Raw genomic sequence first — 26,194 nt, 5'->3', positions numbered from 1 at the left:
CGCTTTTTGTGTCCTTTTTCGGCATGCCTAGAGCCCTGGCAATCTGTTCCAACGGATAGCGTCTATCAATGGCCGATTTTATATTTCTTGCTTCAAAAGCTCAATAAGCCCAACAAGCTCTTTGAGTAAGATTAGACACTATGGAAATGTCCCAGGTCCCCATTGCCTTAGCTTTCATTCTATACCATATTCGCCAATTCCAAAAGTACCGGTACCCAGATAAGTCTTCGATTCAGCATACCTGAAGGCTTCCAGTTCTTCTCTTTCGAATCTGGCACGCTCCTCAAGAGCTTCTATGCCTGGCCATTCCTCGATCCCGATAAAATCCCACTCTTCACTGGACCAGCGGCAGTCAATCATCATAAGGAGTTTCATACCGAGCTCGTCCATTTGCTCGCGGTCCTTACGCATGAACTCTTGCTTTTCCTCTTCAGATAGGTTATAATATGCTTCCTTGATTTTGGCGAAATACACTCTGATGATAGGTTTTTTCTCAGCCATCTTATCACTTCCCCCACTTAATTTAAGCAGCATAACTGCCCATATAAAAAATAGCACATAATATACATATAAGTTTACGAGCCTATTTTCGACATCATAAGACACATTCACACGGTGGAGGGTCGTAGTTCGAATCTCAGCGGGCCCACTTTTCTTTTAGTCTTTAATTTTCTTTTAGCTTTTTTCTTTTAATGGTTACCGGGGATTTGATGTTAGAATGCTAAGCTTCTTTTCTTGGTTGCATTTTTTGGTTGCATTTTTTGGTTGCATTTTTTGGTTGCATTTTTTGGTTGCATTTTTTGGTTGCATTTTTTGGTTGCATTTTTTGGTTGCAGTCCCTGATTCACCTGTGATCGGCATTTAATTAATCGGGCTTGCTACTTACGGAACTTCTATATCTCAACCATGTATACTCATATCTGTCGAATCAAAACTTGTGAATGCTGGATAATATCTCAAAAAGGTCTCAAAGAAGGGTTTCAATGAATAAATATGCGAAAATACTGTTTACTTTGGGAATGCTCGTAGTGATCTCCATCGTGTTCTTTTACGGGGGGTTTGCTCTGCTCTTATTTTCTTCGGACATGGCCTCGTATAATTCGGACGATATCTACCTCGGGCCTGTGGATTTTGTTGAGGTGCTTGAAAATGCGGAAAATGAGGGATATGAGGTTCGGACCCGGTGGATGGATGACTCTAATGGGTTCGAGCCCGGGAATGTGGAAAAAGTTGCCGGGAGGTTTGACACTGATTTTCTTGTATCCAGGGTTGAAATCCATTCGGATAAAAGAACGTATCTTGAAGTAAACCGGTATCAGAACGTAACGAGCCTTGGTTTCATAAACCAGAGCCATGCCTCTTTTTCCAAACCCCTGGAACCTTCTGAATTCCCTGACGAGCGCTGGATGCTTGATATGATAGGGCTTATGTTAGGGCTTGATGAAGCTGCTTCGGAAGAATATCTGGAAGAACTGCGGAATGAAGCTAAGAACCAGACCGGTTTTTCGGTCTGGATCGAAGTAAACGAAACCCTTGACTTCCCGGCAGTCTATGCCTACCTGAACGAGAGCAGCACGGATTCCGTTTTCAATCCCGGCATGTGGAACGATGAGGAATTCTTAAGAAACGGGGAAAGGCTTGGATATGTCGCCTACCTTGTCCCCGAGGCTACCATCAGTACTAAAGAGGAGTTTAACGAATACAGCATTGACATAAGCAGTGAAGGCTTTGCCCGGCTGGACATCAAAATGCACCGCTTCAGTGCCGGAAAGGAGATCCCTGAAGAAGAGTACAGGGCTGTTTTCAGGGAAATGTTCGGAAACCTTGGGCTGCCGCCTGAGAAGGTGGATGAATTCGAATTCGAGTATTCCCCGAGTGTCTGGTGAACCTTTAAGACCTGGATGGAACTCGATGGAACTCGATGGAACTCTTTGCATGGAAGGATTCTAGGCCTGACCCCTTAAGCCTGAACCTCCAGTAGGGAATTCAAATCAGGTAATTGTAATAAATCCATGCAAGAGTTGCCAGAATCACAAGGGTAAACGAGATATATCCCAGCAAACGAATTATGAAATCGTATACGGTAATCTCGCCCGTACCTTTACGGTCGAAGTATTTTGCGACTTTTTTATTTAATTTCAATGCTGTTGGAGCCCCCGATTCTATTTTTTCCTCCTATATTGGGAGTTTTTGCACTTAAAGATGTTTATGATGCCTGAAGAAGAAAGGCCCTTAAAGGTTGATCCCAAATCTGTAATGTCTGCCGAAAAAGTTGTATTGAATGATCCGAGGCCAGCTCAACACAACGAAAATATCTCTACGTCAAAACTTCCTGTATAAATTTGGTATATTTTATATGCTATATAATATATGCATTGTTAGCACCACATTAAAATGAAGAAGTGCAAGATTCTTTAAAAGAAGAATTGAAACATCGACTTAAAAATGAAATACAGATTATTAAGGCAGAGGAAAATTCCAGCTGAAGTAGGAATTGCCGTATATACTTTTCTTAGTAATGGTGAAGAAGTTTTGTAAAGATAGAAAAACACGGGCATTATTGACATCTTTACTAACAGGAACAAACCCGGGTTTGCCACTATCTCATACAGGATGGGATTTCTTTCAACATATCCAAATTCAATGGCAATTAATGTAGTTATGAAGTCGCCTATAACAAAAAACGTAACTACTGGCAGAGAATATGTGATAAATTTCTTCATATTTCTCAAAAAATAAATATTTCTCACACTATATATCCATTTTTAAAAATATCAATATTGTTTTTTTATTTTTATAATGTTTTGGAGTTTTTGAGCTTCTTATCTGCCAGGTATTAAAATAGGTTAATAAGGGTCCGTAAGGGTCCGTAAAGGTCGGAAAGATAGATGGGGGATAAAGATGGAGGACCTTAGAAGGTCGTTTTCGGCTTATTTACTTCTTTTTAGGCTTAGTTCTCTTCCCCTCTCCACTAAGTTTAAAAAAGAGAAACTTTTTCGGGATAAAACATTCTATAAAATGAAGTTAATTTGAAGTTGAAGTAAAATAGTGGGTTGCATGTGTCCGATATGTTACTGCAATAAAAGAAATTAAAAACTTAAAATGATTTAGGGATAAAACAGTGTTTTTTCAAAATAGTTCTTTATAGGCTTTTAACTTAGGGATTTACGCCCAGGGCAGGATTTGAACCTGCGCTCTCCCAAAGAAGAAACGGTTTTCGAGACCGTCGCCCTACCGCTAGACTACCTGGGCAATTTGAAGCGAATTTAGTGAATATCCTTCCTCTCTTATATACTTTATTCTAAACCGGACTCAGACACTTAAAAATCAAAAAGTGATCTCTGACCTGCAGGCTTTTCTGCTTCTTCTCCCTTTTTTTCCTCATCCTTTTCTCCCTCATCCTCTTTTTCCGTTTCTCCGGGGTTAAGGTCGAAGAGGGATGCTTGCTTCGGGTCTTTGGATGTGTCCTTTTTTTCTTTTTTACCAGTCTTTCCTGATTCCCTGCCGCCCTTTTCGCTTCTTTTTTTAGGCTCCGGCTTTTCTGTTTTCAGGTGTTCTGGAAGCTCGAGCCAGCCGTACTGCCCGCCTCCGCCGGGGTGGATGATTACATCGCCGTTCCTGAAAGCCAGGATTGCGTTTTCCACCCGCCTGTCCACAATAGCAAGGGCTTCGGGTTCCGCGTAGATAAGGGCTTCAACTTCGTTTCCGAAGCGCTCTACCAGGGTATTCCAGGCTGTCTTTACCCCTTTGGTCTGGATGCTTGCGTGCCCCAGGGACATCTGGATTATTTCTGCAAGAGGGATCAGGTGGAGGTAAGGTGGGCGGTGGTTCGGGTGCCGGGGTTCGTCGAGGTCGGCAAGTTCGTTTACCCGGTCGAACACTCCCTTCTTTATCGTCCCTCTGCATTCGGGGCAGCGCCAGGAATGCGCTTCTGCTTCGGGAATGGTATACTGGGTGAAGCATTTGATGCAGGCAGACTTGTTGTATTTCCCTTCCTGGGGGAAAAGCCCTACGTTCAGGGTGGCTCCGTAGCCCTCTTCTCTGAGGATGGCTTTTTTCAGGCCGTTGAAGGTGATTTCCGGGACTTCGAACTGGGTAAATTCCCGGGCAAGTTTGTTGGTCCAGGGAGAGTGGGCGTCCGAGTTTGAGAGGAAAGTCAGCCTGTGCAGTTCGGAAATCCGGTCGGCATAGCTGCTGTCTGCACTCAGGCCGAGTTCAAGAAAAGAAATGTAATCGGTCATGTCCCCGTAGCAGCTTTCAAGGGTGTCGTGGTAAGCATAGAGAGCCGTCCAGGGGGTAAAGGCGTGGCAGGGGCCGATAAGGGCTCCCATTTCTTTTGCGATTTCGGCGATTTCCAGGCCTCCCAGTTTGACCGTTGGACGGCCGTCGACTGCCAGGTCTCCGAAGGGAGCCATTGCTTCCGCAAGCTCTTCAGCTTTTGAAATCGAAGGTAAAATAAGGAGGTGGTGGACTCGCCTGTTGTCCTCTATTTCGGTTGTTGGAACAAAATAAGTGTTTTCGATCCGGATTTCTTCGTCGGAAATAGCTGCTTTCTTTATCTCGTCCAGCCATTTCGGGTGAATGCAGTCTCCTGTGCCTATCAGTTCCATCCCTTTTTTTGCGGCTTCCCGGGCGATGGTCGGAAGTTCCATCTTTTCGGAACAAGCCATGGAGTATCTGGAATGGAGGTGGAGGTCTGCATTGACTTTCATTTCCGGACCTTTCCTGCAATTTTTTCAGGCTGATATGGCTTCATTAGCCTTATTTTTACTCAGCCTATGTAACGCAGGTCTTCTTCCGGTGGCTTCACTTCCGGGAATTTCTGCTGTTCTTCTTTTTCCTTGAGTTTTTCGACGATAATCTCCATCTCTTCTGCCTTTTTCTCAAGGTTTTCCATGTTTACCTCGATATTGAGGATTTTGCAGAGTAACTTCAAAAGGGACTGGGCACTTTTCGGGTCCATCAGGTACCCTGAAGTCATACCCATGAAGCAGGCAGCTTCAATATTCCGAAGCCGGCTGAAGGCAACCAGCAGGCCGGATGCTCCCACGATACCTCCGCTTGGTTCGGATTCTTTGAAATCCACACCGTAGCCCTTGAGTTCTTCAATCAGCTCCGGGGCGCTAGTGACTCCGAGGATTGTTTCATCATAGGTCAGTTTGCCTGTCGGGTAGCCTCCAAGCGTGTAGACCCTGCCTACTCCGAGTTCTTCCGCAAGGTCCAGGTAGAGGGTACAGAGCTCATAATGGCCCTGAGAAGTCGTGCTCTGGTGGTCTCCCACAAGGAACAGGACATCTGTTTCGTTTGCCCTCCCGAGGTAAATTGAGTTACTTACGGGGCGGACGGTCGAGTCATTGTTTACCAGCACCTGGGGTGGAAAATGAGGGGAGTAGACTTCCATGACCTTTTCGGCTTTCAGTTCGTCTATCAGGTGTTCGGCTACTAGTTTGCCTACAAGCCCTACCCCCGGAAGCCCGACTACCATTAGAGGATTTTCAAGCTCAAATTCTTCTTTCAGGCGGATAAGTATACTTTTCTGCATAATAATCCCTTATCCTCTCTTTGCCAGTCTGCGGAACCTACCATATGGGTCCCGTGGTGAAAAGCGGGCCGGAAATGCGGGTACACTTCCTTCCCCGCAGACCGGACATTTTTCTTTTAAAGTATATTTGCCGCAGTTTTTACATTTGCGGATTTTTTGTCCCAAAAGGCATCACGCCTTTGTGGATTCGATGTGCCGCTTGAAGGTCCCTGTTCCTCCGAGCCCGGAGATGGTATCGATGGCAGCCTGAGCGGACTTCCTGAGGATCGATTCCGCCTTCTTATAATCGGGGGCAATCACTTTGATCCTGTATCTCGGAGCCCCGGTATAGGTTACTTCGAGCCTGATGTCTTTTCCATCCACTTCACTGATGGAATCCGCAGCACGGAGAGCTTCTTTTATATGCTCTATGCCGTCCATCTCGTTGTTGGTCAGGTCAACATATCCTGCAATGTCAACGAAGGGCAGTTTGATGTTTTCCCCTGCGATTTTTACAATGCTTTGAAGGTCCCTTTTGTTGATCTTAAGGTCCTTGAAAGCTTTTTCGCCTTCAATTGCGGCTTCCTCGAAGGCGGTATACGCACTTCCAAACTCGCTAACAAGCTTTTCGTGCAGTTCCCGCTGGGTCTGTTCATCGGTTTTTGTCTCTTCAGCCACGAACTGGAGCCACTTGGCAGCTTTCTGCTCGTTCTTCCATTCCTGAATTTTGGCCCGCCGCTGGTGCTCGTTCACGTCTTTTAAGGAAAGGTCAATATGTCCACGGGTTGTGTCAACGTTCAGGACCTTGCAGACGATCTTCTGCCCTTCCCTCACGTAGTCCCTGACATACTTGACCCAGCCTGCTTTGATTTCGGAGATGTGGATGAAACCTTCCTTACCTTCGAATTCTTCAAGCTCGACGTAAGCCCCGAAATCAGTTACATGCTTTACCGTACTGACAACGAACTCTCCTATTTCGGGATAGTTATCGTTTCCCATTTGCACCACTTCTCCTGAGTTCTGCTTCTTTTCTTATACATATCCTGTGAAATGCTTTTTTGGATTTCGCTTTCGCGATTATTCCAGCACTTCCAGTATGTGGGTTGTAATTGTAGATTTTCCACCGGTCGGTTCGGCAAGGGTCCTTCCGCAGACCAGGCAAGTAATCTTGCGGCTTGCGCTGCCGAAGATGATCTGTTCGTTTTCGCAGTCGTTGCACTTTACGCGCAGGAACCTGCTCTTCGGTCTCTGAGTGTAGTCTGTCATTTTTATTACTCCTTGAACTCGAACTTCTTTGCCCTGAAGCAGGGCCTCTGGTGGGCTTTCTTGCATGTAGTGCAGCGGTATCTGAGCCAGACGCGCTTTGTGGGCTTGTCGCCACCGGGCACCTTGGAGAACTTTCCGCTGTTTCCAATACCTGTCTGTCTTTTCTTCTGTCTCGCAATGCGAGTCATGGATGAAGCTTTGCCCTTTTTGACCCTTTCCACGACGTGCTCGGTGTGGGTCTTACAGAACGGGCAGTAAGTCCTGAATTTCTTTGGAATCTTCATTCTCTACACCTTTTTCGATTATCGGTATATATTTTATATGCCCACGCCGGTCTTTCACGGTCAGGCGAATTAATTGCGGCTGTGTCCTGCAGCCGGAAGTTCGGTTTTAACTCACGTATTTGATTTAAATTTGATCTCAATTATGTGTTATATTTAAATTACGTATGTGGCTTTCGGATCCTGGGAAGATCTTTTGGGAAGCTTTAATTGATAAATTTGAATATTGTGATGGTACCTCTTTTTCCCGGAATTTTTCGGATTGGCGGTCCGGATATCCAGCGAGGACCGGTCATGCTAACAAGGTTAAGCTACACAAATATAGCTACACATATATAACTGATACTATCGGCTGATACTCCCAACTTACTATCAAGTTAAAAATGGCAACTAAAAGCTTACCTTCTTTCAGGCCTGATCCGGAACTTTTCGAGTGTTTCGGAGGAGCTTGGAGAGTCTGGAGAGTTTGAAGAGTTTCTGTGTTTTTTGGCCTTTGAAACCCCTGTACTTGATTCCCTACCCCTTAATGAATATTTCTGCCTGAAATAGGCTGGTTTCCAGCTGAATTCATCCCTTTTGTTCGGATGCCTGTCCTGCGGTCTGCTCTGAAATCATTTTTGCCGCTTTTCGCTTTATCAATCCGGTCGCGTTCAGTTGCGGCAGCATGACGACATCTTCGGCGCTGACAGTGTAATTCCGGCCGTCTGCACCTGTGAATGTAGGCAGGTCCTTCAATATCTGGACGACAACGTATCCTTCATTTATATTGTTTTTTGCCCTGGATGCTCCGGATGCTCCGGATGCTTTTGTTTTCTTTCCCGCTTGCCCCCGGCTTCCGGTTCCGGCTTCCCCTTCCTGCTTCACATCCCCGGGTTGTGGGCCTGGCATTTTCCCGATTTCTCCTCTTGGCTGCGGCCAGGAAGCATTTTGTCCTGTAGTTCCCGGATTAATTATGGGGTCAAGGAGTTCTTTTTTTGCGGCTTCGATTCCCTGGAGCACCAGTTCATAAAGCTTTTTTTCTGGCGGGAGCAGCTTTTCGATATCCTTTGAAATAGGCTTGTCTGCATGGGACTGATTCGTTGCCCTGGTAATAACCTTCCCGATACGCTTCATGAAGATAGTCTCGAGGTCCGAATATGCGCTATCAAGCTCGTCGTTGAGCATCTTTGACTCTGGAGATCGGGGATTGTTTATTTTCCTTATGTCCTCTTCCAGTTCCCGGACATACTTCTCCGCTTCCTTATAAAAATCAGCCGGAATAGCCTTCAGGGTCTGGCTTTTTTCCTTATACAGGGTTTGGCTGATCTCTTCTATGTCCATACTCCGCTACACCTCTACACATCAGATATACGGCTGCATACTCAGGAACTTCCTGTATGCCTTCTTCTACTCTTAAATCCTTGCCCTTCAACTGCACGGTAAAAGGTTTGGATACATTTACCTTTACCGGCTTCTCTCCGAACACAACGGCGTCTTCCAGGGGCTTAAAATCTTCAAGCTCGGAAAAAGCAAGATTCTTCACCTGCATCCCCGACCCGCCGTGCAAAGACCCCGGCACCCGGATCAGACGCTTGATGTCCGCGGTAACAGGTTCGTCCACGCTTGCCCCGAAATCAACACCATATTCTTTAATCGATTGCTCGACGAAAAATTTAAACATCCTACCGGAATTCCTCACATTGGAGTCTAGGCGGCCTGTATTTAAGATGTCTTTTAGGTATTTTTCGTCTGAAGCATTTTTGATTAACTTTTTGATCGATGTTTGTCCCAAGTTGCTTTCTTCTTCATCTTCTCTCAACATTTCTTGAAGATCTCTAAACATATCCGCTTCACTTTCTTTATTAACTTCGTTTTGCAAGTAATTAACTATATATTTTGCAATTCTTTTCCCCCACCCATATTTTGGTTCTTTAATGAACCATGCGCTTGCTCCCTTTTTCATTCCTTTATACACTTTTGACCCTGCTCCATACTCCCCGTATATTTTTTCTTCCTTCATAAGGTTATTATAATTGTCTTTCAAGTCTTTTCCACTTATGTAATTGATAATTTCCCTGCGTGCAGAACCGTCAAGTGTAATCACTTTTGGATGAGGTATATGGATGTGGTACCCTCTGCCTCCCGAAAACACTAACTCCATGTCATGTTCAGAGAATCCAAAATCATCCTGAAGGAAATCTATTAGTTTCAGGGTTTCTTTCTTCACGTTCTCCAGCATATCTGCATAATTCCGGGGAGCATTTGGCAGGTGGTCCGCATCAAGGTCAAAGATCAGCTCCGCCCCGAGCCAGTTTTTATCGTTCATCTTCTTCGCATTCGGGTACTCATAATAAGCCGTAGAATTATATACGTGGGCAGGAGCCATCCCGTACAGGTAGTCCAGAGCCTCACCCTGCAAGCCGAAGGACTTGTGCCTGCGCATTATCTTCTCCTCCATATCGTCAAAGAGGATGAAAGCCCATTCCCGGTTGGGGAGGTGGTCCGGGAGCGAGATATCGGCGGTTTTATAGTACTGCTGGAAGCGGGATTTTAAAAAGCGGATTGTTCGTTTGTCCATGGTTTCTGAGTTTGTTTGGTTTTTGGGGTTTGTCTGGTTTCTGTGGGATTCTTTATGATGGTATATCTCATATTTTATTTTTGTTTATCTGAGAGTTTCTGAAAATAGTTTGGGGGTTTTTGGTCTCAAATTATGTTTTTGAAAAAAGAGAGTATTATGGGAGTATTATATTACTGTTTTCTAAGAGGCCATGTGCCGGGCAGTTGTAGGAGAATTTCGATGTCATGGGTGCTTGGAATAGTGTCTTCTGTCTGTCTTGTCCCGCACCTGCGGTGCGGTTTTTCCCGTTGCCAGACTTTAACCAAAATGGAGTTTTTATTTTGAACCCCTGTTTCCACAATAATCATGATTTTCGCTTGCTGAGTTCACCGTCTTCAAAAAGTTGAACACCCCATCTAGATAATAAAAATTAGTTTGTCCGCTTGAGCGTAGCGAAACGGACCGCGCACTGCCGAGCCGCAACTCGGCTGGCGCAGCTAGGCTGGCACAGGAAACCTTATACGGGAATCCTCTATTATACTCCCCTCATGAAACAGGACATGTCAAGTGCCGACGTGGCTGCGTTAGTCTCCGAGCTTGCAGCCGGTCCTAAGTCCATCATCGATGCGAAGATCGGGAAGATCTATCAGCCCAGCGGTGAGGAGATCAGGATCAACCTTTATGTTTTCAATAAGGGGAAGGATAACCTTGTGATCGAGGTCGGGAAACGGATCCACCTGAGCAAGCACCTTCGGCCAAGCCCTCAGCTTCCCCAGGGATTCCCGATGCTGCTCAGGAAGCACCTCCTGGGGGGGAGGATTACTTCTGTTAAGCAGCATGACTTTGACAGGATCGTGAAGATTGGGTTTATCAGGGCGGAGGTCGAGACTACTCTGATCGTGGAGCTGTTTGCCCGGGGGAACATTGTGCTTGTTGACTCCGAAAACAGGATCATCCTGCCCATGAACCCCGTTACCTTGAAGGCAAGGAGACTCAGGAGCGGGGAGACCTATGAGCTTCCCGAGGCGCAGATGAGCCCGGTGGACGCGGAAGTCTCCGACCTTATGGGGGCATTTTCAAAGTCCACGGCAGATATCGTGCGGACCATTGCTACCCGTTTCAATCTCGGCGGGGTGCTGGCAGAGGAGGTCTGTTTCCGGGCCGGGGTCGATAAAGCGAAACTTGCAAAGGAGGTCACAGAAGAGGAAGCAGGCCTTATTCGAGATGCTATGCAGGACGTTTTTGCTCCGTTGCTCGTAGGGAGAGCTGAAGCCGAAGCTGAAACTGAAACTGGGGCTGAAGCTGTAGATGTAGCCGATACCGAAGCTGTAACTGAACCCGAAGCTGAAGCCGAAGTCGAAGCTGAACTTGAAGTCAAAGCTGAACTTGAATCCGAACTTGAAGCCGAAACCGAAGCTGTAACTGAACCCGAAGTTGAAGCCGAAGTCGAAACTGAAGTTGAAGCTAGAGCTGGACCTGTAGCAGGAGCTGAAGTCGGAGCCGAAGCCCCTGGACTGAAACCTCACCACGTCAAAAAGGAAATCAACGGCAAAGTGGAAGCCTTCGATGTCTTACCTTTTGATCTGACCCGTTATTCCGATTACGAAAAAGAATACTTCGATTCCTTTAATACGGCACTTGATGAGTTCTTCGGGAAAAAGGCGATGGAGCAGGTTGCAGAGATTAAGGAGGCGGAAAAGAAGGAAAAGACCCTCAATGTCTATGAACGCAGGCTGCTGCAGCAGGAAGGGGCGATTGCCAAGTTCGAGAAGGACGTCGTGAAAAATACCGCTCTCGCCGAAACCGTCTATGCCAATTACCAGACCATCGAAGAGCTCTTTTCGGTTCTTAACGGGGCAAGGGCTAAGGGTTATTCCTGGGATGAGATTCGTTCCATCCTGAAGCAGGCCAAAAAGACCTTGCCTTCAGCCCAGAAAATTGTGAACATCGACGCAAAGACCGGCACTGTCCAGATAGACCTTGACGGGATGATAGCGAATCTGGATATCCGGAAGACCGTTCCCCAAAATGCCCAGGAATATTATGAGAAGGTCAAGAAGCTCAGCAAGAAAAAGGATGGGGCTCTCCGGGCTATCGAGGATACGAAAAAGGCGATGGATAAACGGCCTGCAAAGGCTGCGAAAGCTGGCAGGAGAGTCCTGGCCCGCCGGAAAAAGCACTGGTACGATCGTTTCAGGTGGTTTGTGTCTTCGGACGGTTTCCTGGTGGTCGGCGGCAGGGATGCCGATACGAATGAGGATATCTTCAAGAAGTATATGGAAAAGCGGGACATCGTCTTCCACACCCAGACGCCCGGAGCTCCCCTAACTGTCATCAAGACCGGGGGCAAGGAAGTTCCGGAAACTACCTTACAGGAGACAGCGCAGTTTGCGGTTTCCTATTCCAGCCTCTGGAAAGCCGGGCATTTCAGCGGGGACTGCTACTGGATCAAGTCTGAGCAGGTTACCAAGACCCCGGAGTCCGGGGAGTACCTGAAGAAAGGGGCTTTTGTCATTCGTGGAGAGAGGAACTACTTCAAGGATGTGCCCCTGGGAATTGCAGTCGGGCTTGAGTTGAAGGGCGAAACCCGGGTTATAGGTGGACCTGTCTCGGCTGTCCGGAAGCACGGGGACTATATTCTGGAAGCTGTTCCTGGCAAGTTCAACCAGAACGATATCTCTAAAAAGATCTACAGGATCTATGCGGATGAGCTGAATGACCCCCGTTTTGTCAAGCAGATAGCGTCCCCTGACCTGGTCGCCATGATGGTGCCTGCCGGAGAATCGGACCTGAAGAGCCAGAAGCCCGAGAAAAAGGCTGAAAAAGCAGGGCTGGTAAATGATACTGGCACCGACGTTGAAGCTGAGGCTGAAGCTGAAGTAGAAACTGAAGTAGAAACTGAAGCTGAATTTGGAGTTGAAGCTGAAGTAGAAACTAAAGTAGGAGCTGAAGCTGAGAATGAAGGTGAGAGTGAGGTTGAAGCTGAAGCAGGAAATAATTCCAGAGAGGCTTAAGTATGAGAGTTACGAAGCGTTTCCTTAAAGGCAGGGAAGGGGAAATTGCTGTCACTGCCGAGACCCTTGATGACCTCTGGCACCTGAAGTACATCATTGAAAAAGGGGACATGGTCTTTGCCCTTACAAAAAGGAAGGCTGATGCTGCAAGTGACAAAATCCGCCCGGAAAAGGTTGAGAAGGTAAAAGTCCGTCTCGGGATAAGGGTGGAGGAACTGGAGTTTCACAAGTTTGCGAACAGGCTGCGGGTCCATGGGCCAATAGAGCACGGGATGGATGCGGGCTCTTACCACACCCTGAATCTCGAACTCGGGACGAACCTTTCCATTTTCAAGGAGCACTGGAAGAACGACCAGCTCCAGCGCATCAAGGATGCCGAAGAGGCAGGAAAACGTCCGAAGGTCGTGATCGTTGCCGTGGAAGAGGGAGATGCGGATATCGGCTTTGTGCGCCACTACGGAATCGAGGTCTACTCCCATATCAGTCAGTCGTCGGGGAAGCGGGAATCCGGGCTCAGGGATGAGTTTTTCAAGGAAATTGTGGAACAGCTCAGGCATGCGGTCCCTGAAGACGCTTCCATCGTGGTTGCAGGGCCAGGGTTTACCAAGGACGATTTCATGAAATACTTCCGGGAAGCCCAAAAGGACCTGGCTTCAAAAGCTCTGACCGAGGACACTTCCATGATCGGGATGTCCGGTTTCCAGGAAGTGCTGCGCAGGGGAGCCGTGGACAGGATCATGCAGGAGTCGCGGATCGCCCGGGAATCTACTCTCATGGAAGAGCTGATCAAGGAAATTGCCATGGGTGGGAAAGCTGCCTACGGATTTGCAGATGTCAGGAATGCGCTTGATTTCGGGGCAGTTGAGACCCTTTTGATAGCTGACGAAACCCTCAGGGAAGAAAGGGAAAAAGGAAACATCGACCGTTTGCTCCTGGAAGTCGAACAGGCACAGGGGAAGGTGGTTGTATTCAGTACGGCTTTTGAGCCCGGGGAGAAACTTAATAAACTGGGAGGTATCGCAGCTCTACTCCGCTTCAAGGTACAGGGTTGAACCGGAGCTGACTACTATTTAAAAATTTACTTTTTTTCAGCTTGTTATTTAAATATTTTTTCAGTTTATGCTTTTTTAAATAGTCATTTTAATCCTTTTTTTCTTTAATTAAGCGCTTTATACCGTCTTTTTTTTCAAGCCTTCTTTATTGACTATTTGTATTTTTTGGTTTGTACTAATGTGATAATCCTTATCTGTTATTCATCCCCCATATATTTCTGCAAATATATTTCTCACTATTATTAATCTGTTCGCCAGTGGTGAGATTGGCGTACAATGGTGAGAATTGCATAAAATGATGGAACTGTATATAAAAATATATAATAATCGTTTTTAAAAACAAAACCCCTGCCAATAATATTCCTCGCTGTTGTCAATTCGTTAGCTTGTGGTGAGACTAGCGTCCAATTGTGAGGATACAGTACAAAGTGTACAAAATTTGTTTTTAAAGACAAAAACCCCTAACAAAATTGAACAACGTGGAGTTGCGACATGAAATTCAAGTTTTCAAAAATGATAGCAGTAGCTGTAGCCGGGCTTATGTTACTAACTCTTTTAAGCCCGTCAGCTTTCGCGGTTGCTATAACCAGAACCATTTCTTACGATACCAGCGAAACCTCTTCAAGTGGACTTGTATGGGATGCGACCACTTTTGAAGGTTTCTACTATTCTGTGAACAAGAACGTCAATTACCTCAACGACGGCTGGGGTGAAAGACTCTACTTCCAGGACGAAGAAGGCAGTGACAACGGGCCTCTCGGGAATGATGAAGATCCTGACAACAATATCATCGATGACGGGGAACTTATCTACGAAATCACTCCCTATACCAGTACCTATAAGCTCGTTTCCGAACTCGGGCTTGATGCCGAGGATGTCCCTGCGGATGTAGGCGGCACCTGCTACTATGAAACCCCGTGGTTCGGAGCGCCTTACGTTGCCGTTGAAGGCGATGCCACCCAGCTTGCCAAACTCGTGTACAAGCAGGGAGGAAGCGACAAAAAGAATGTTAAGGCCGGAGAGAACTGGGACCTTGGCTGTGGGTACAGCCTCGAGGTAAAGCAGGTCGATGTTGAAGGTAACAAAGTCTGGTTCTCCCTGTGCAAGGACGGGGAAGAACTTGAGGACGGTATCATTGATGTTGACGGCACTGTCGAGAGCCAGACCTTCGTAGCCCGTGCAGATTTCGGTGATGATTCCGACCAGCTTTACTTCATGACCTACGTTGAGCAGGTCTTCCAGGGCAGCGTTGATTCCCTTGCTGTCTTCAGGTACACCTGGCTTATTGACACTGAAGACGTGTTTCTCATCTCCAGCGACGATGTCTACCAGGGATTCAATGTTGATGTTGCCGCTGAAGACGGGCTTGTGCTCTCCAACGACGATTCCATCACAATCGATGTTGAAGACGACCAGAAGACCTACTTCACCGACTCCTGGTACTTCCAGCCCTCTGATGAGAACAAAGGAAGCAGCGGAAACGGTTACATCCTCTATCCCGCAGTTGACAAAAGCCAGCCAGGGACCTATACCGTTAGGGGTATGCCTGCTGACACGGCCCTGGCATCTTCCCTGGACTGGAACCCGGCCACTTTCAGGGGTTTCTACTATTCCATAAACAAGAATGCCAATTACCTCAATGACGGCTGGGGTGAGAGGCTCTACTTCCAGGACGAAGAAGGCAGTGACAACGGACCTCTCGGGAACGATGAAGACCCTGACAACAATATCATCGATGATGGGGAACTTATCTACGCAATCACGCCTTACACCAGCACCTACAAGCTTGTTTCTGAACTCGGGCTTGATGCCGAGGATGTCCCTGCGGATGTAGGCGGCACCTGCTACTACGAAACCCCGTGGTTCAGCGTGCCCTACGTTGCCGTTGAAGGCGATGCCACCCAGCTTGCCAAGCTCGTGTACAAGCAGGGCGGAAGTGACAAAAAGAATGTTAGGGCCGGAGAGAGCTGGGACCTTGGCTCTGGGTACAGCATCAACGTAAACCAGGTCGATGTCGATGGTAACAAAGTCTGGTTCTCCCTGTGCAAGGACGGGGAAGAACTTGAGGACGGCATCATTGATGTTGACGGCACTGTCAAGAGCCAGACCTTCGTAGCTCGTGCTGATTTCGGTGATGATTCCGACCAGCTTTACTTCATGACCTACGTTGAGCAGGTCTTCCAGGGCAGTGTTGACTCCCTTGCTGTCTTCAGGTACACCTGGCTTATCGACACTGAAGATGTGTTTCTCATCTCCAGCGACGATGTCTACCAGGGCTTCAACGTTGATGTCGCCGCTGAAGACGGACTTGTTCTCTCCAATGACGATTCCATCACAATCGATGTTGAAGACGACCAGAAGACCTATTTCACCGACTCCTGGTATTTCCAGTCCTCTGACGAGGACAAAGGGACCGGAGGAAACGGTTACATCCTCTATCCTGCCTCCGACATAACACTCGAAGCTCCGGAAGATGAAGCCGAATCCGAAGAAGTAGCCGAATCCGACGAAACCGAGGTTATCGAACCTGCAGAAGACGAATCTGCCGAAGGTGAGTCCGGAGACGAGCAGGTTAAAGCCGAGTCCGAAGAAGAGGACGAATCCGAAGCTTCAGAACCTGCCAGTGAAGAGAAGTCTCCTGGTTTTGGCCTCCTCACAGCGATCTTCGGAATCTCTGCTGTTTGTTTCCTTGTGAGAAGGAAGTAACTTAAAGGAATGTAAGAAGAACTAATCCGTAAGAAGGATATATTCGGGAGAAGGATACTGAAATTTCCTTCTTCTTAATTTTTTAGCTGTTTCCCCCGTGATTTTATAGTTCGACCCGGCTTCTTTGAACTGGTTTCAATCAGGCCGGTATATTTTTTCATTCTTTTTATTTTGCTATTTCACTTTCTTTTCTTCACCCGGATTTTTTTCTTTCCCACGATTTTATCTTTATTTCTTCTCTTTTTCATTTTCTTTCTTCATTTTCCTTCTTTTCTTCTTCCCTCTTTTCCTCTTCTATATTTTTTATTCTGTTAACACACGTTTACGCCCGGTTTGCTTTTTTTAGATATTATTTTCTTGGTTTTTCGTTCAAATTAGTAAAACTTATAAATTATTGCAAATTATTTATTGCTACTTTAATTTAATTTGATGTTATCATGTGTTCATAATATCTATATTGTTATTATTCTGTGTATGGAATTCGATGAATGTGATGGTGTTGTTTCATGAATAGTCTGCCAAAAACCCTATATTTAATTCTGGCCGCTTTCACGGTTTTTTTACTCCTTGCCCCGGCAGGGATGGGGGCTTCCATACGGGGCCTCACTGTTGATACGAATGAAGCCTCAGCTGAGGAATTTTGCTGGGATGCAACTACCTTCGGTGCTTTTTGTTATCCCGTAAACAAGCATCAGAACTTTGTTAATGACAGCATCGCCTGGGGTGAACGTCTCCGGATTGAGGATATTGACATTACTCACGGAACCTTCGGTACTTCCGGCCCTTCAAACCATGTGCTTGACGAGGGGGAGCTGGTCTATTCCACCAAACAGTTCTGTTGCAAATACAAGCTTGTTTCCGAACTTGGCCTTAGCGGGGATAGCATTCCTGAAGACATGGGTTCCGCCTTCTACTGGAAACTCCCCTTCTTTGCAAAACCCTATATTGCCATTGAGAATGATGCCACCCAGCTTTCAAGTATTGTCTGCATGCAGGGTGGAAGTGACAAAAAAACCTTGAGAACCGGAGAGACCTGGGACCTTGGAAAAGGCTACACGCTTACAGTGCACCAGGTCGATGCCGAAGGGAACAAAGTCTGGTTCTCTCTCGAAAAGGACGGCGAGGAAATTGAGTCCGCTATTGTTGAGGCTGATGGCACTGTGGAAAGCCAGGCCTTTACCGCAACAGCCGACTTTGGGGATGGTAATGACCAGCTTTACTTCGTTACCTATGTTGATTCTGTCTTTATGGGCAGCGTTGATTCTCTTGCCGTTTTCAAATACACCTGGCTTGTGGACAAGGATAATGTGCTGGTGATCGAAAATGGAGATGAGTATCAGGGCCTTGAGGTAAAGGAGGCTTCCGAAACCGGACTAGTCCTCAAAAACCCGGATACTATCACTATCGATGTCGATTCCGACAAAAAGACCTACTTTACGGATTCTTGGTACTTCCAGACCTCGGATGATGGGAAAGGAACGGAAGGTATCGGCTATATTCTCTATCCGGCAATGGATCTCAGCAACCCGGGGACCTACAAAATTAGAGGGCTTACCCTTGACACCGGGATAAACGATGCGAGCAGTTTTGGCTGGGATGCAACTACCTTCGGGGCTTTCTGTTATCCCGTAAACAAGCATCAGAACTTTGTTAATGATAGCATCGCCTGGGGTGAACGCCTATGGATTGAGGATATTGACAGCACCCATGGTTCCCTGGGCACCTCCACTCCTTCAAACCACGTGCTTGACGAGGGAGAATTGGTCTATTCCACCAAACCGTTTTGTTGCAAATACAAGCTTGTTTCCGAACTTGGCCTTAGCGGGGATAGCATTCCTGAAGACATGGGTTCCGCCTTCTACTGGAAACTTCCCTTCTTTGCAAAACCCTATATTGCCATTGAGAATGATGCCACCCAGCTTTCGACTATTATCTGTATGCAGGGTGGAAGTGACAAAAAAACCTTGAGAACCGGGGAGACCTGGGACCTTGGAAAGGGCTACACTCTTGCCGTGCACCAGGTCGATACCGACGGGAACAAGGTTTGGTTCTCTCTCGAAAAGGACGGCGAGGTCCTCGAGTCCGCTATTGTTGAGGCTGATGGCACTGTGGAAAGCCAGGCCTTTACCGCAACAGCCGACTTTGGGGATGGTAATGACCAGCTTTACTTCGTTACCTATGTTGATTCTGTCTTTATGGGCAGCGTTGATTCTCTTGCCGTTTTCAAATACACCTGGCTTGTGGACAAGGATAATGTGCTGGTGATCGAAAATGGAGATGAGTATCAGGGCCTTGAGGTAAAGGAGGCTTCCGAAACCGGACTAGTCCTCAAAAACCCGGATACTATAACCATCGATGTAGATGCCGACAAAAAGACCTACTTTACGGATTCCTGGTATTTCCAGACCTCGGATGAGGGAAAAGGTACGAATGGTGGATACATCATCTATCCTGCAACGGATGTCACAATTGAGGCTGAACCAGCTCCCGAATCCGCAGAAAATGAGCTCGCAGAAGTAGAGATCTCTCCCGATGAAACGAATTCGACAGCAGATTCATCCGGATCAAAAGCCAGCCCTGCTCCTGAAGTCCGGGTATCCAATTCTGCTTCTTCCGAATCCGATGATGAAAGTTCGGAACAATCCCCGGGATTCGGGTTGCTGACCTGTATTCTGGGACTTTGTGCAGTTTTTGTAAGGAGGAAATAATTGTTTATTCATAATCTTTCCTTCTTTCTCCTTTTTTGATTCGTCATTTTTTGGTTTGAGTTCCGGTTCCTTTTTTATATAAATCTTCCCGCTTCCACAGGTAAAACCTATAAGGGTTGAACCCCATTTCTGATCTCTTCTTATTGAGAGTAAAATTGAAAAAACAAAATTGTTCTGAGAAATTATGAGCTGCGGTATTCGGAATGAAATTGTTGAGAATGATTTCTCTGAGGCAGGTAATAATAGCCGGCTCTCCAGGGCTGTTAGGGTAACGAAACTGGCGGTTTTTGTAAACGTTTCCCTTACTATTTTCAAGTTTGCGGCAGGAGTGCTTGGCGGCAGTGCTGCGATGGTTGCCGATGCGGTCCATTCCCTTTCGGATTTGCTGACTGACTTTGCGGTAATCCTGGGCTTCCAGGCAGCTGAAAAGCCCGAGGACAGCACTCACAATTACGGGCACGGTAAAATCGAGACCCTCGCTGCGGTGTTTGTGGGTCTGATGCTTTTTGCAGTCGGGTTTGAAATCTTCTTGTCCGGGCTGCAGAAGGTGCTCTCTGTTGCGGGGGGTGCCGAACTCTCCGCTCCGGGCTGGATTGCCTTTGCTGCAGCGGTAATCTCCATTTTCTCAAAGGAAGGTATGTATCGTTACACAATTAAATGTGCCCGGGACCTGGGGAGTAATGCGCTGGCCGCAAATGCCTGGCACCAGCGCTCGGATGCCTTTTCCTCAGTCGGGACTGCCCTTGGTACCGGAGGGGCTATACTGCTCGGGGGCAGCTGGGCAGTGCTCGATCCGCTTGCTGCTGTTGTCCTGAGTTTTTTCATTTTCAAGGTTGCAGGCGAGATCTTTTACAAAAACATAAATGAACTGCTGGAAGCTTCCCTGGACCCGGAGACCTGCTGCAAGATCGAAGGGCTCATAAGGTCTACTGATGGGGTTGTGGACTGTCATAAATTAAAAACCCGAAAAATAGGAAACGTCGTGGCTGCAGATGTCCATATTGAGGTAGACTGCAAGCTTAACATCGTTGAAGCTCATGATATTTCGACCCGGGTGGAAAAAAGGTTAAGGAAGGCCTGCGGCAATAACGGGTATTTTTCCATTCATGTGGAGCCTTTTCCGGATTCTGTACACGGCATGTTCCATCAGGGTACGGACCAGTAAAGGCTGGATATTTTTTCGTTTTTGAATTTGAGGTTTTCCCTATCTATTTTTATGCTTTTTCTGTTTTTTCTGTTTTTTCTGCTTTTATATCAGGAGCAGGGCAATAAATCCGCTCAGGAATATCCCGTCAAAGGTCCCCGCTCCCCCTATACTTGCAACAGGGGCGCCGAGGTTCTTTATTTTTCCCAGGTTCAGGAGGTCGGCTCCGATCAGGGTTCCCAGCACACCTCCCGTGTAGGCAGTTACAAAGCGGCACTGGTCGGCCAGGCATTCCGGCATCTGGAATACTGAAGTCAGGATAACTGCTGCAAAAGCGGCCGTAAGGGGGGGGAGCAGGGCAGGGGTTGCAATCCCTACTCCCCGGATTGGCTTTGCAACGGAATATGTTACAGCCGCTACGATTGCAATTCCTGTTCCTGCAAGGAGCAGGGAAGAGGGAAATTTTATGAGGAGATATGCGGAGATCAGGACCGGGATTACTGCCCCTCCGACATTTACGGCGAGCAGTGTTTCGCTCCTAACGAATTTGCGTACCGGAATCCTGTAGCTTACTCCAAAGCTCCGGACATAATTTTTCCTGACAACCGGAACGTCGGACTTGAGGGTTGCAACGGGCACGTTAACTCCGCTTCCCAGTAATGATAAAAGGAGGATCAGAAGGGCATCTTCCGCGGAAAAACCTATTTTCATGAACGTAGATATGAATACCCCGAGAAAGAGGGTGCCAAACCCGAACATTAAGATGATAATCAGAAGGATCAGGAACTTTAGGCTGAACGGGATATAAAACATTCTCCTCATGGATTTCCCTTCTTTTTGTTGATTGTGGGAATATATGGCATCAGTTATTATGAAGTGTACCAGTTATTATGATGCGGGTTGTTAATGGATTCCTGGGTTTTTCCAGAGGAATCAGAGGTATCTGGTCGCAGGCTGTACGGATTCGATGCAGATACTCTCTTTTCCGTCTTTGTAGATCCTGATTACTCCCCCTGACTCGGAAATGGTGATTGCGACTGCTACGGTATCTCTGCTTATGGCAGCTGCGGAAACGTGCCTTCCTCCCAGGCCTTTTTCAATGTCTATATTTTTTCCGTCGACGTCCAGGTAACGTCCTGCTGCGTGGATCAGGCCGCTTTCGTCCACCACGAAGATCCCGTCGAGCTGGGCAAATTCCTTTATTGATTCCCCGTTTTTCTTGTCCAGGACGTTTCGGTCACTTTCTTCCTGGCCTGCATAGGGGTTCAGGATCATCTGGTGGGAGCGTTTCAGCACTTCTTCGGAGTCACCTATTACAAAGGCAGTCCCTATTTTTTTTCCTTCCCTTCCCGTAACTGCGATGTCAAATGCAATTTTCAGGACAGCACTGATTACTTCGGGTTTGACCCTTTCCTCGCATTCCTTCATGGCTTTTATAAGGGGGTTTTCGTCCAGGTTGTGCACTATAATGGAACTGGAGTCCCGGGTCTCGATTATCCCTATAACAATTCCTTTTTTCAGTTCATCGAGCACGTATTCGATGGCAACGGCGTTTTGCAGGTGTTCGATGTTGCCGGCAGATTCCCTACTTAACTGGTCAATGAGCTCTCTTGCAGCGCCTTTCCCCTCTTTTCCGGTGGCGACCAGGTGGTCGATTATGCTTTTCGGGCGCATGGAGGTATAGTAGATCGGGATGTCGGTTTCAATCCCTTCAAAGCTCAGTTCGCCGGAAACCATTATTGCAGCGGCATCGAGTTCCCTGGCTATCCGGGTTGCCGCCTCTACGATTACGCGTGCTCTGTCCATTCGATCCTCTGCTTTTTTCGTTTTTCCACTCACACGATTTTTTTAGTTCCTAGCCCCATCTTGAGGTTGACATTATGCGGTGTCGAACCCTCTACTTAAATCTATCTCTTTCCATTATAACGTTATATCTACTACATTATAATTGTTATGTGGTGTCCACATTTTTTCCTTTCTGTCTTTTTCAATTATTTCCCTCTTTCTGTCTCTTTTCTTCCTGCCTGTCCCTTAAGCTTCACTGGGGGTGGAAGGTTTACAATGCGGCAGTAAGAGATTTTTCTCCGGGTTTTCCAGAGCTTTTGCATGGAAACTTTTTTCTTGTCTGTTTTTCTAATCTACATTGGTGAGATGCTTTGATCAGGACTTTCATAGCAGTTGAACTTGACCCGAATTTCAGGGAACAGATTCGGGAGATTCAGGCCAGATTTGCGGATTTTCCCCTGAAGTTAGTGGACCCCGAAATCGTTCATATCACTTTGAAGTTTCTGGGGGATGTGGAAGCATCAAAAATAACTTCCCTGGCTGATGCGCTTGATTCCATGATGTGTGAACCTTTCGAAGCCGGGATTGAAGGGGTCGGAGTTTTTCCCAAACCTTCGAACCCGAAGGTACTCTGGCTGGGGGGAGTCGGGAATTTTAAGGCTCTCCATGATGAGGTGGAGGCTTTGCTTGAGCCTTTTAAGTTTGAGAAGGATAACAGGGAATTTACCGCCCATGCAACCCTTGCCAGGGTGAAGTTTCTCAACAAGGACCAGAAAAAAGCCTTTTCGGCTATCCTTAAGGATTTGAAGGACCTGAAGTTAGGGAGCATGCGGGTGAACAGGATAATGCTCAAAAAGAGTACTCTTACTCCGGAGGGCCCTATCTACGAGATCATGCATACAGTTTACCTTGACTGAAATAAGAATCTGAAAACCGATCCTGGAATAATAATTCGAAAGTTGGTTCATGAAGTGTAAAACTAAAGTTGGTTCATGAAAATAAAATACAATCACATATAATACAATAATAACAAAATCCCGGAAAAGGCCCTGGAAAATTGGTTTACCAGGGGTAAAAATGAAAAAAAGGTAAATAGCCTCAGGCCTCGTATTCCTTGAAACCGCTGGAATACACGAGCCTGCGGTCTTCTGTTATTATCATACACTCAACGCCTTCCACAGTTTCGATCATTTTGAGTCCTTCTTTTTCCCCAAGCACAAACACAGCTGTTGCAAAGGCATCTGCATCAATCGCGTCTTTTGCGATCGCTGTGCTGCTTATAAGGCTTGTGGAAGGGTAACCGGTTCTAGGGTCCGAGATGTGGGACATCTTTGCGGATTCGTTAAAATAACGTTCATAATTCCCACTTGTTGCAACTGCCACATCCTCTGCTCTGATAGCCGTAACATATTCTTCGTTTTTATCGGGGTTCTGGAGTCCTACTATCCAGGCTGTGCCGTCGGGTTTCCTGCCTATGTACTTCCCGTCTCCTCCTGCGTTTACGAAGGCGTTTTCGATCCCGTCGGCTTCAAGGGATTCTATCGCCATGTCAACTGCATATCCTTTCGCAATTCCTCCTACAGCCATTTTCATTTCTGGCTGGAGGGTGACGTTTCCGTCTTCGATCCTGATCTCGGAATAGTTTACCAATTTAAGGGTTTCGTTAAGCTCATCGGGGGTCGGGGGTTCATAGGTTCCTCCGGGGCTGAACTTGCTTTTCCATAGGTCAAGTACCGGCTGTATGGTTATATCAAAGGCCCCGCCGCTTATTTCGGAATAATATACGGAACGTTCCAGCACATAGATAAAAGCCGGGTCAGCCCCCTGAAGTTCTGCCTCTTTATTCAGCAAGTTTAGCTGGCTATCTTCCTTCGAAGGGCTCATCAGGGAATCTACTTTTTCGATCTCTCCGAAAGCATTGTCTATGGCCTCATTGGCTTCATTTTCCTCTGAGGCATATACTGCAATTGTTACAGTGGTGTCCATGATGCTCCGGGTCTGTTGAAAAAGTTGAATTTCTTCTCCTTCTTCGGGGGCCGGATTTATGCAGCCTGATGCAAGGCTTACCGTTATGATTATCAATGCAAAAAATGCTGTGTACCTTGAATTCATGCTCTATCAGCTTCGATTATTTGTTTTTATAGTGTTTTTAATTTTCGATTTATTCAGGCTTAACCGGTACTCTTGAGACTCTATCCGGGGCTGGATCACGGATTTTATAAATAAGAGCGTAAAACCCCTAGGTCTTTAGCCTAGGGGATATAAGCGTAAACTTAACCCTGATTCCGTATATATATTTCTAAAGTTTCCCTGCTAACGTTCCCTATAGTGCAAGCAAAATACCCCTCACTCCCTAATGTATTTTCCTTTCTGTAGAATTGTTTCAGATATTGTTTTTGAGTTTTCCATAACATATGTTGTTAGCTGTTTTAACTTTCTTACTATTGAAAGTACGCCAATTTTAGGTTTGCTTTTTACAAGTAAATGGATATGGTCTTTGTCTGTTTCCATCTCTACAATTTCAAAATCTGAACTTTCAGAAATCAAATAGATTAAGTCTTTTAGTTCCTTATCTATTGGTTGCAGCAATTTTTTTCTATATTTGCATACAAAAATAATATGGTACATTAACAAAAATTTGCTATGATTCCCTTTTTCATATTTCACATTCCTGTATTTACCAGAATGTATATAAACCGTTAAAGCTTATGGTGCTATGATGTTAAAAGCCTATAAATTCAGGTTGTATCCTACAACTGAACAAAAAACGATGATAGCAAAACATATAGGTAGCTGTCGATTTGTTTTTAATTGGGCTTTAGAACTAAAAATTAAATCATACCAAGAAGAAGGAAAATCGTTTTCCAGATATGACATTAATAAGATGATTCCAGAACTGAAAAAAGAACATGAATGGTTAAAGGAATCAAATTCTCAGTCATTGCAAGCAATGACTAAAAATGTGGAAAATGCTTTTACTAAGTTCTTTAGAGAAAAAGCAGGTTTTCCAAACTTTAAATCAAAAAAGAATCAAGTTCAATCCTTCGAAATACCTCAACATTACATAGTTGATTTTGACAAAAATATAATAAAACTTCCTAAAATAGGGGAAATTAAAGCTGTCCTGCATAGGAATTTTGAAGGTAAATTAAAAACAGCAACTGTATCCAGAACTTCAACCGGAAAATATTTCATTAGTATATTGGTGGATGATGAAAAGGATTTGCCCGAAAAACAAACATTCACAGGAAATAATACAGTAGGTGTTGATGTTGGAATAAAGGATTTTGCTGTTTTGTCAAATGGAGAAAAAATAGATAATCCGAAATATCTTAAAAACTCTTTACAGCGTCTTAAGGTAGTTCAAAAACAATTAAGTAAGAAGGTTAAAGGCTCTAATAACCGGAAAAAAGCAATAAAAAGGCTTGCTAAAATCCATGAAAAGGTAACAAATCAAAGAACTGATTTTCAGCACAAAGTTTCATCAAGATTAATCAGCGAGAACCAAGCAATAGCGTTTGAAACTCTGAAAGTCGAGAACATGGTAAAAAATCACTGTCTTGCACAGGCTATAAGTGATGCTTCATGGTCAAGCTTCATTACAAAAATGGAGTATAAAGCCGAATGGTACGGAAAAACCATTCTGAGAATAGGCCAGTTTGAGCCATCAACAAAATTGTGTAATGTTTGCGGCTATCATAACAAGGACATTACCCTAAAAATAAGGGAATGGGTATGTCCCGAATGCAAAACAGAACATGATAGGGATATAAACGCAGCTATAAACATTAAAAAGTTTGCTTTGCAAGATCAAAATTTGATAGTAATCTAATCTTCCCTATGGAACGTGGGGTTAAGCTTGTGGATTCGTCTAGGATGCTAGGGGAAATGAAGCAAGAAGTCCGTTAAATCTTTAGATTTAGCGGGTAGTTCACTTTTCACTCCATTTTTGCTTCTGCTATTTGTAACTTTTTATTCTAGCTTCAGGCTTAATTTCTTTCTCTTTCTTTTCTACTCATTTTCTTCATCACTTTTGTTTGATTTTTTTCTACTTCTCTTCTTCATCTCTTCTTCATCTCTTTTTTATCTAAGTTTTTGGTATGATTTCACTTTTTTTTCGTTTATTTTGCTTTATTTTCATTAATTTTTCTTCACGGTTTTTTTCATTTTAGTCTCATTTA

General features: G+C 45.7%; 22 protein-coding genes, 1 tRNA gene and 1 pseudogene. 8 read left to right on the top strand and 16 right to left on the bottom strand.

Annotation, left to right across the window (positions count from 1 at the left end):
- Window positions 1-174 precede the first annotated feature (174 nt).
- The gene (locus tag MSMTP_RS15260) at window positions 175-501 is read right to left on the bottom strand and encodes a hypothetical protein (RefSeq protein ID WP_156153863.1); all 327 of its coding nucleotides are present in this window, start codon (window positions 499-501) and stop codon (window positions 175-177) included.
- A 482-nt stretch (window positions 502-983) separates the two neighbouring features.
- On the opposite strand from MSMTP_RS15260, the gene MSMTP_RS15255 reads away from it, so the two are divergent.
- The gene (locus MSMTP_RS15255) at window positions 984-1,886 is read left to right on the top strand and encodes a hypothetical protein (RefSeq protein ID WP_048181188.1); all 903 of its coding nucleotides are present in this window, start codon (window positions 984-986) and stop codon (window positions 1,884-1,886) included.
- Window positions 1,887-1,986: 100 nt separating this feature from the next.
- Here the strand turns inward: MSMTP_RS15255 and MSMTP_RS19470 are convergent, their stop codons facing one another.
- The 11 genes from MSMTP_RS19470 to priS all read right to left on the bottom strand — a co-directional run bounded on the left by MSMTP_RS19470 (window position 1,987) and on the right by priS (window position 9,625).
- On the bottom strand, window positions 1,987-2,142 hold the full coding sequence (locus MSMTP_RS19470; protein WP_156153862.1) for a hypothetical protein: 156 nt from the start codon (window positions 2,140-2,142) through the stop codon (window positions 1,987-1,989).
- 272 nt (window positions 2,143-2,414) lie between these two features.
- A complete protein-coding gene (locus MSMTP_RS20410) occupies window positions 2,415-2,723 on the bottom strand; it encodes a DUF5658 family protein (protein WP_048181186.1) in 309 nt (102 codons plus the stop codon).
- Between the two features lie 445 nt (window positions 2,724-3,168).
- A tRNA-Ser gene (locus tag MSMTP_RS15245) sits at window positions 3,169-3,252 on the bottom strand.
- A 68-nt stretch (window positions 3,253-3,320) separates the two neighbouring features.
- Window positions 3,321-4,712 carry a TIGR00375 family protein gene (locus tag MSMTP_RS15240; protein ID WP_048181183.1) on the bottom strand — a complete coding sequence of 464 codons (1,392 nt, stop codon included), beginning with the start codon at window positions 4,710-4,712 and terminating at the stop codon, window positions 3,321-3,323.
- 59 nt (window positions 4,713-4,771) lie between these two features.
- Window positions 4,772-5,542, bottom strand: a complete 771-nt coding sequence (locus MSMTP_RS15235) for a proteasome assembly chaperone family protein (RefSeq protein WP_048181180.1) — start codon at window positions 5,540-5,542, stop codon at window positions 4,772-4,774.
- Between the two features lie 9 nt (window positions 5,543-5,551).
- Window positions 5,552-5,707, bottom strand: a complete 156-nt coding sequence (locus tag MSMTP_RS18685) for an RNA-protein complex protein Nop10 (protein WP_082090655.1) — start codon at window positions 5,705-5,707, stop codon at window positions 5,552-5,554.
- A 6-nt stretch (window positions 5,708-5,713) separates the two neighbouring features.
- Entirely contained in the window at window positions 5,714-6,520 is an 807-nt protein-coding gene (locus tag MSMTP_RS15230) for a translation initiation factor IF-2 subunit alpha (protein WP_048181178.1), read from the bottom strand.
- A 78-nt stretch (window positions 6,521-6,598) separates the two neighbouring features.
- On the bottom strand, window positions 6,599-6,787 hold the full coding sequence (locus MSMTP_RS15225) for a 30S ribosomal protein S27e (protein ID WP_048181176.1): 189 nt from the start codon (window positions 6,785-6,787) through the stop codon (window positions 6,599-6,601).
- A gap of 5 nt (window positions 6,788-6,792) precedes the next feature.
- Window positions 6,793-7,071, bottom strand: a complete 279-nt coding sequence (locus tag MSMTP_RS15220; protein WP_048181173.1) for a 50S ribosomal protein L44e — start codon at window positions 7,069-7,071, stop codon at window positions 6,793-6,795.
- A gap of 564 nt (window positions 7,072-7,635) precedes the next feature.
- Entirely contained in the window at window positions 7,636-8,388 is a 753-nt protein-coding gene (locus MSMTP_RS15215) for a hypothetical protein (protein ID WP_048181170.1), read from the bottom strand.
- Window positions 8,354-9,625, bottom strand: a complete 1,272-nt coding sequence (gene priS / locus MSMTP_RS15210) for a DNA primase catalytic subunit PriS (RefSeq protein ID WP_048181169.1) — start codon at window positions 9,623-9,625, stop codon at window positions 8,354-8,356. The genes MSMTP_RS15215 and priS overlap by 35 nt, the downstream gene beginning before the upstream one ends.
- 527 nt (window positions 9,626-10,152) lie before the next feature.
- Here priS and rqcH point away from each other — a divergent pair.
- From rqcH to MSMTP_RS15185, 5 genes are all read left to right on the top strand, one after another.
- On the top strand, window positions 10,153-12,618 hold the full coding sequence (gene rqcH, locus MSMTP_RS15205; protein ID WP_048181166.1) for a ribosome rescue protein RqcH: 2,466 nt from the start codon (window positions 10,153-10,155) through the stop codon (window positions 12,616-12,618).
- 2 nt (window positions 12,619-12,620) lie between these two features.
- The gene (locus MSMTP_RS15200; protein WP_048181164.1) at window positions 12,621-13,670 is read left to right on the top strand and encodes an mRNA surveillance protein pelota; all 1,050 of its coding nucleotides are present in this window, start codon (window positions 12,621-12,623) and stop codon (window positions 13,668-13,670) included.
- 492 nt (window positions 13,671-14,162) lie between these two features.
- On the top strand, window positions 14,163-16,376 hold the full coding sequence (locus tag MSMTP_RS15195) for an S-layer protein domain-containing protein (protein WP_048181163.1): 2,214 nt from the start codon (window positions 14,163-14,165) through the stop codon (window positions 16,374-16,376).
- Window positions 16,377-16,882: 506 nt separating this feature from the next.
- Entirely contained in the window at window positions 16,883-19,084 is a 2,202-nt protein-coding gene (locus MSMTP_RS15190) for an S-layer protein domain-containing protein (RefSeq protein WP_048181160.1), read from the top strand.
- Window positions 19,085-19,268: 184 nt separating this feature from the next.
- The gene (locus tag MSMTP_RS15185) at window positions 19,269-20,249 is read left to right on the top strand and encodes a cation diffusion facilitator family transporter (RefSeq protein WP_082090654.1); all 981 of its coding nucleotides are present in this window, start codon (window positions 19,269-19,271) and stop codon (window positions 20,247-20,249) included.
- An 84-nt stretch (window positions 20,250-20,333) separates the two neighbouring features.
- On the opposite strand, the gene MSMTP_RS15180 is transcribed toward MSMTP_RS15185, so the two are convergent.
- Together MSMTP_RS15180 and MSMTP_RS15175 are read right to left on the bottom strand one after the other, a co-directional pair.
- Window positions 20,334-21,050 (bottom strand): DUF1614 domain-containing protein, encoded by a 717-nt coding sequence (locus tag MSMTP_RS15180; protein ID WP_048181158.1) that lies wholly within the window; start codon window positions 21,048-21,050, stop codon window positions 20,334-20,336.
- A 111-nt stretch (window positions 21,051-21,161) separates the two neighbouring features.
- A complete protein-coding gene (locus MSMTP_RS15175) occupies window positions 21,162-22,034 on the bottom strand; it encodes a diadenylate cyclase (RefSeq protein WP_048181155.1) in 873 nt (290 codons plus the stop codon).
- Window positions 22,035-22,384: 350 nt separating this feature from the next.
- Between MSMTP_RS15175 and thpR the strand changes: the two genes are divergently transcribed.
- Entirely contained in the window at window positions 22,385-22,930 is a 546-nt protein-coding gene (gene thpR, locus MSMTP_RS15170) for an RNA 2',3'-cyclic phosphodiesterase (protein WP_048181153.1), read from the top strand.
- Between the two features lie 181 nt (window positions 22,931-23,111).
- Here thpR and MSMTP_RS15165 read toward each other — a convergent pair whose 3' ends face one another.
- Entirely contained in the window at window positions 23,112-24,125 is a 1,014-nt protein-coding gene (locus MSMTP_RS15165) for an FAD:protein FMN transferase (RefSeq protein WP_048181150.1), read from the bottom strand.
- Window positions 24,126-24,286: 161 nt separating this feature from the next.
- Window positions 24,287-24,641 (bottom strand): annotated as a pseudogene (gene tnpA, locus MSMTP_RS15160) (IS200/IS605 family transposase).
- A gap of 91 nt (window positions 24,642-24,732) precedes the next feature.
- Here tnpA and tnpB point away from each other — a divergent pair.
- Entirely contained in the window at window positions 24,733-25,845 is a 1,113-nt protein-coding gene (gene tnpB, locus MSMTP_RS15155; protein WP_048181146.1) for an IS200/IS605 family element RNA-guided endonuclease TnpB, read from the top strand.
- Window positions 25,846-26,194 lie beyond the last annotated feature (349 nt).

Origin of the sequence: Methanosarcina sp. MTP4, assembly GCF_000970045.1 — an archaeon.
Classification (GTDB): Archaea; Halobacteriota; Methanosarcinia; order Methanosarcinales; family Methanosarcinaceae; genus MTP4.
This window is presented reverse-complemented; position numbering and strand designations above follow the sequence as displayed.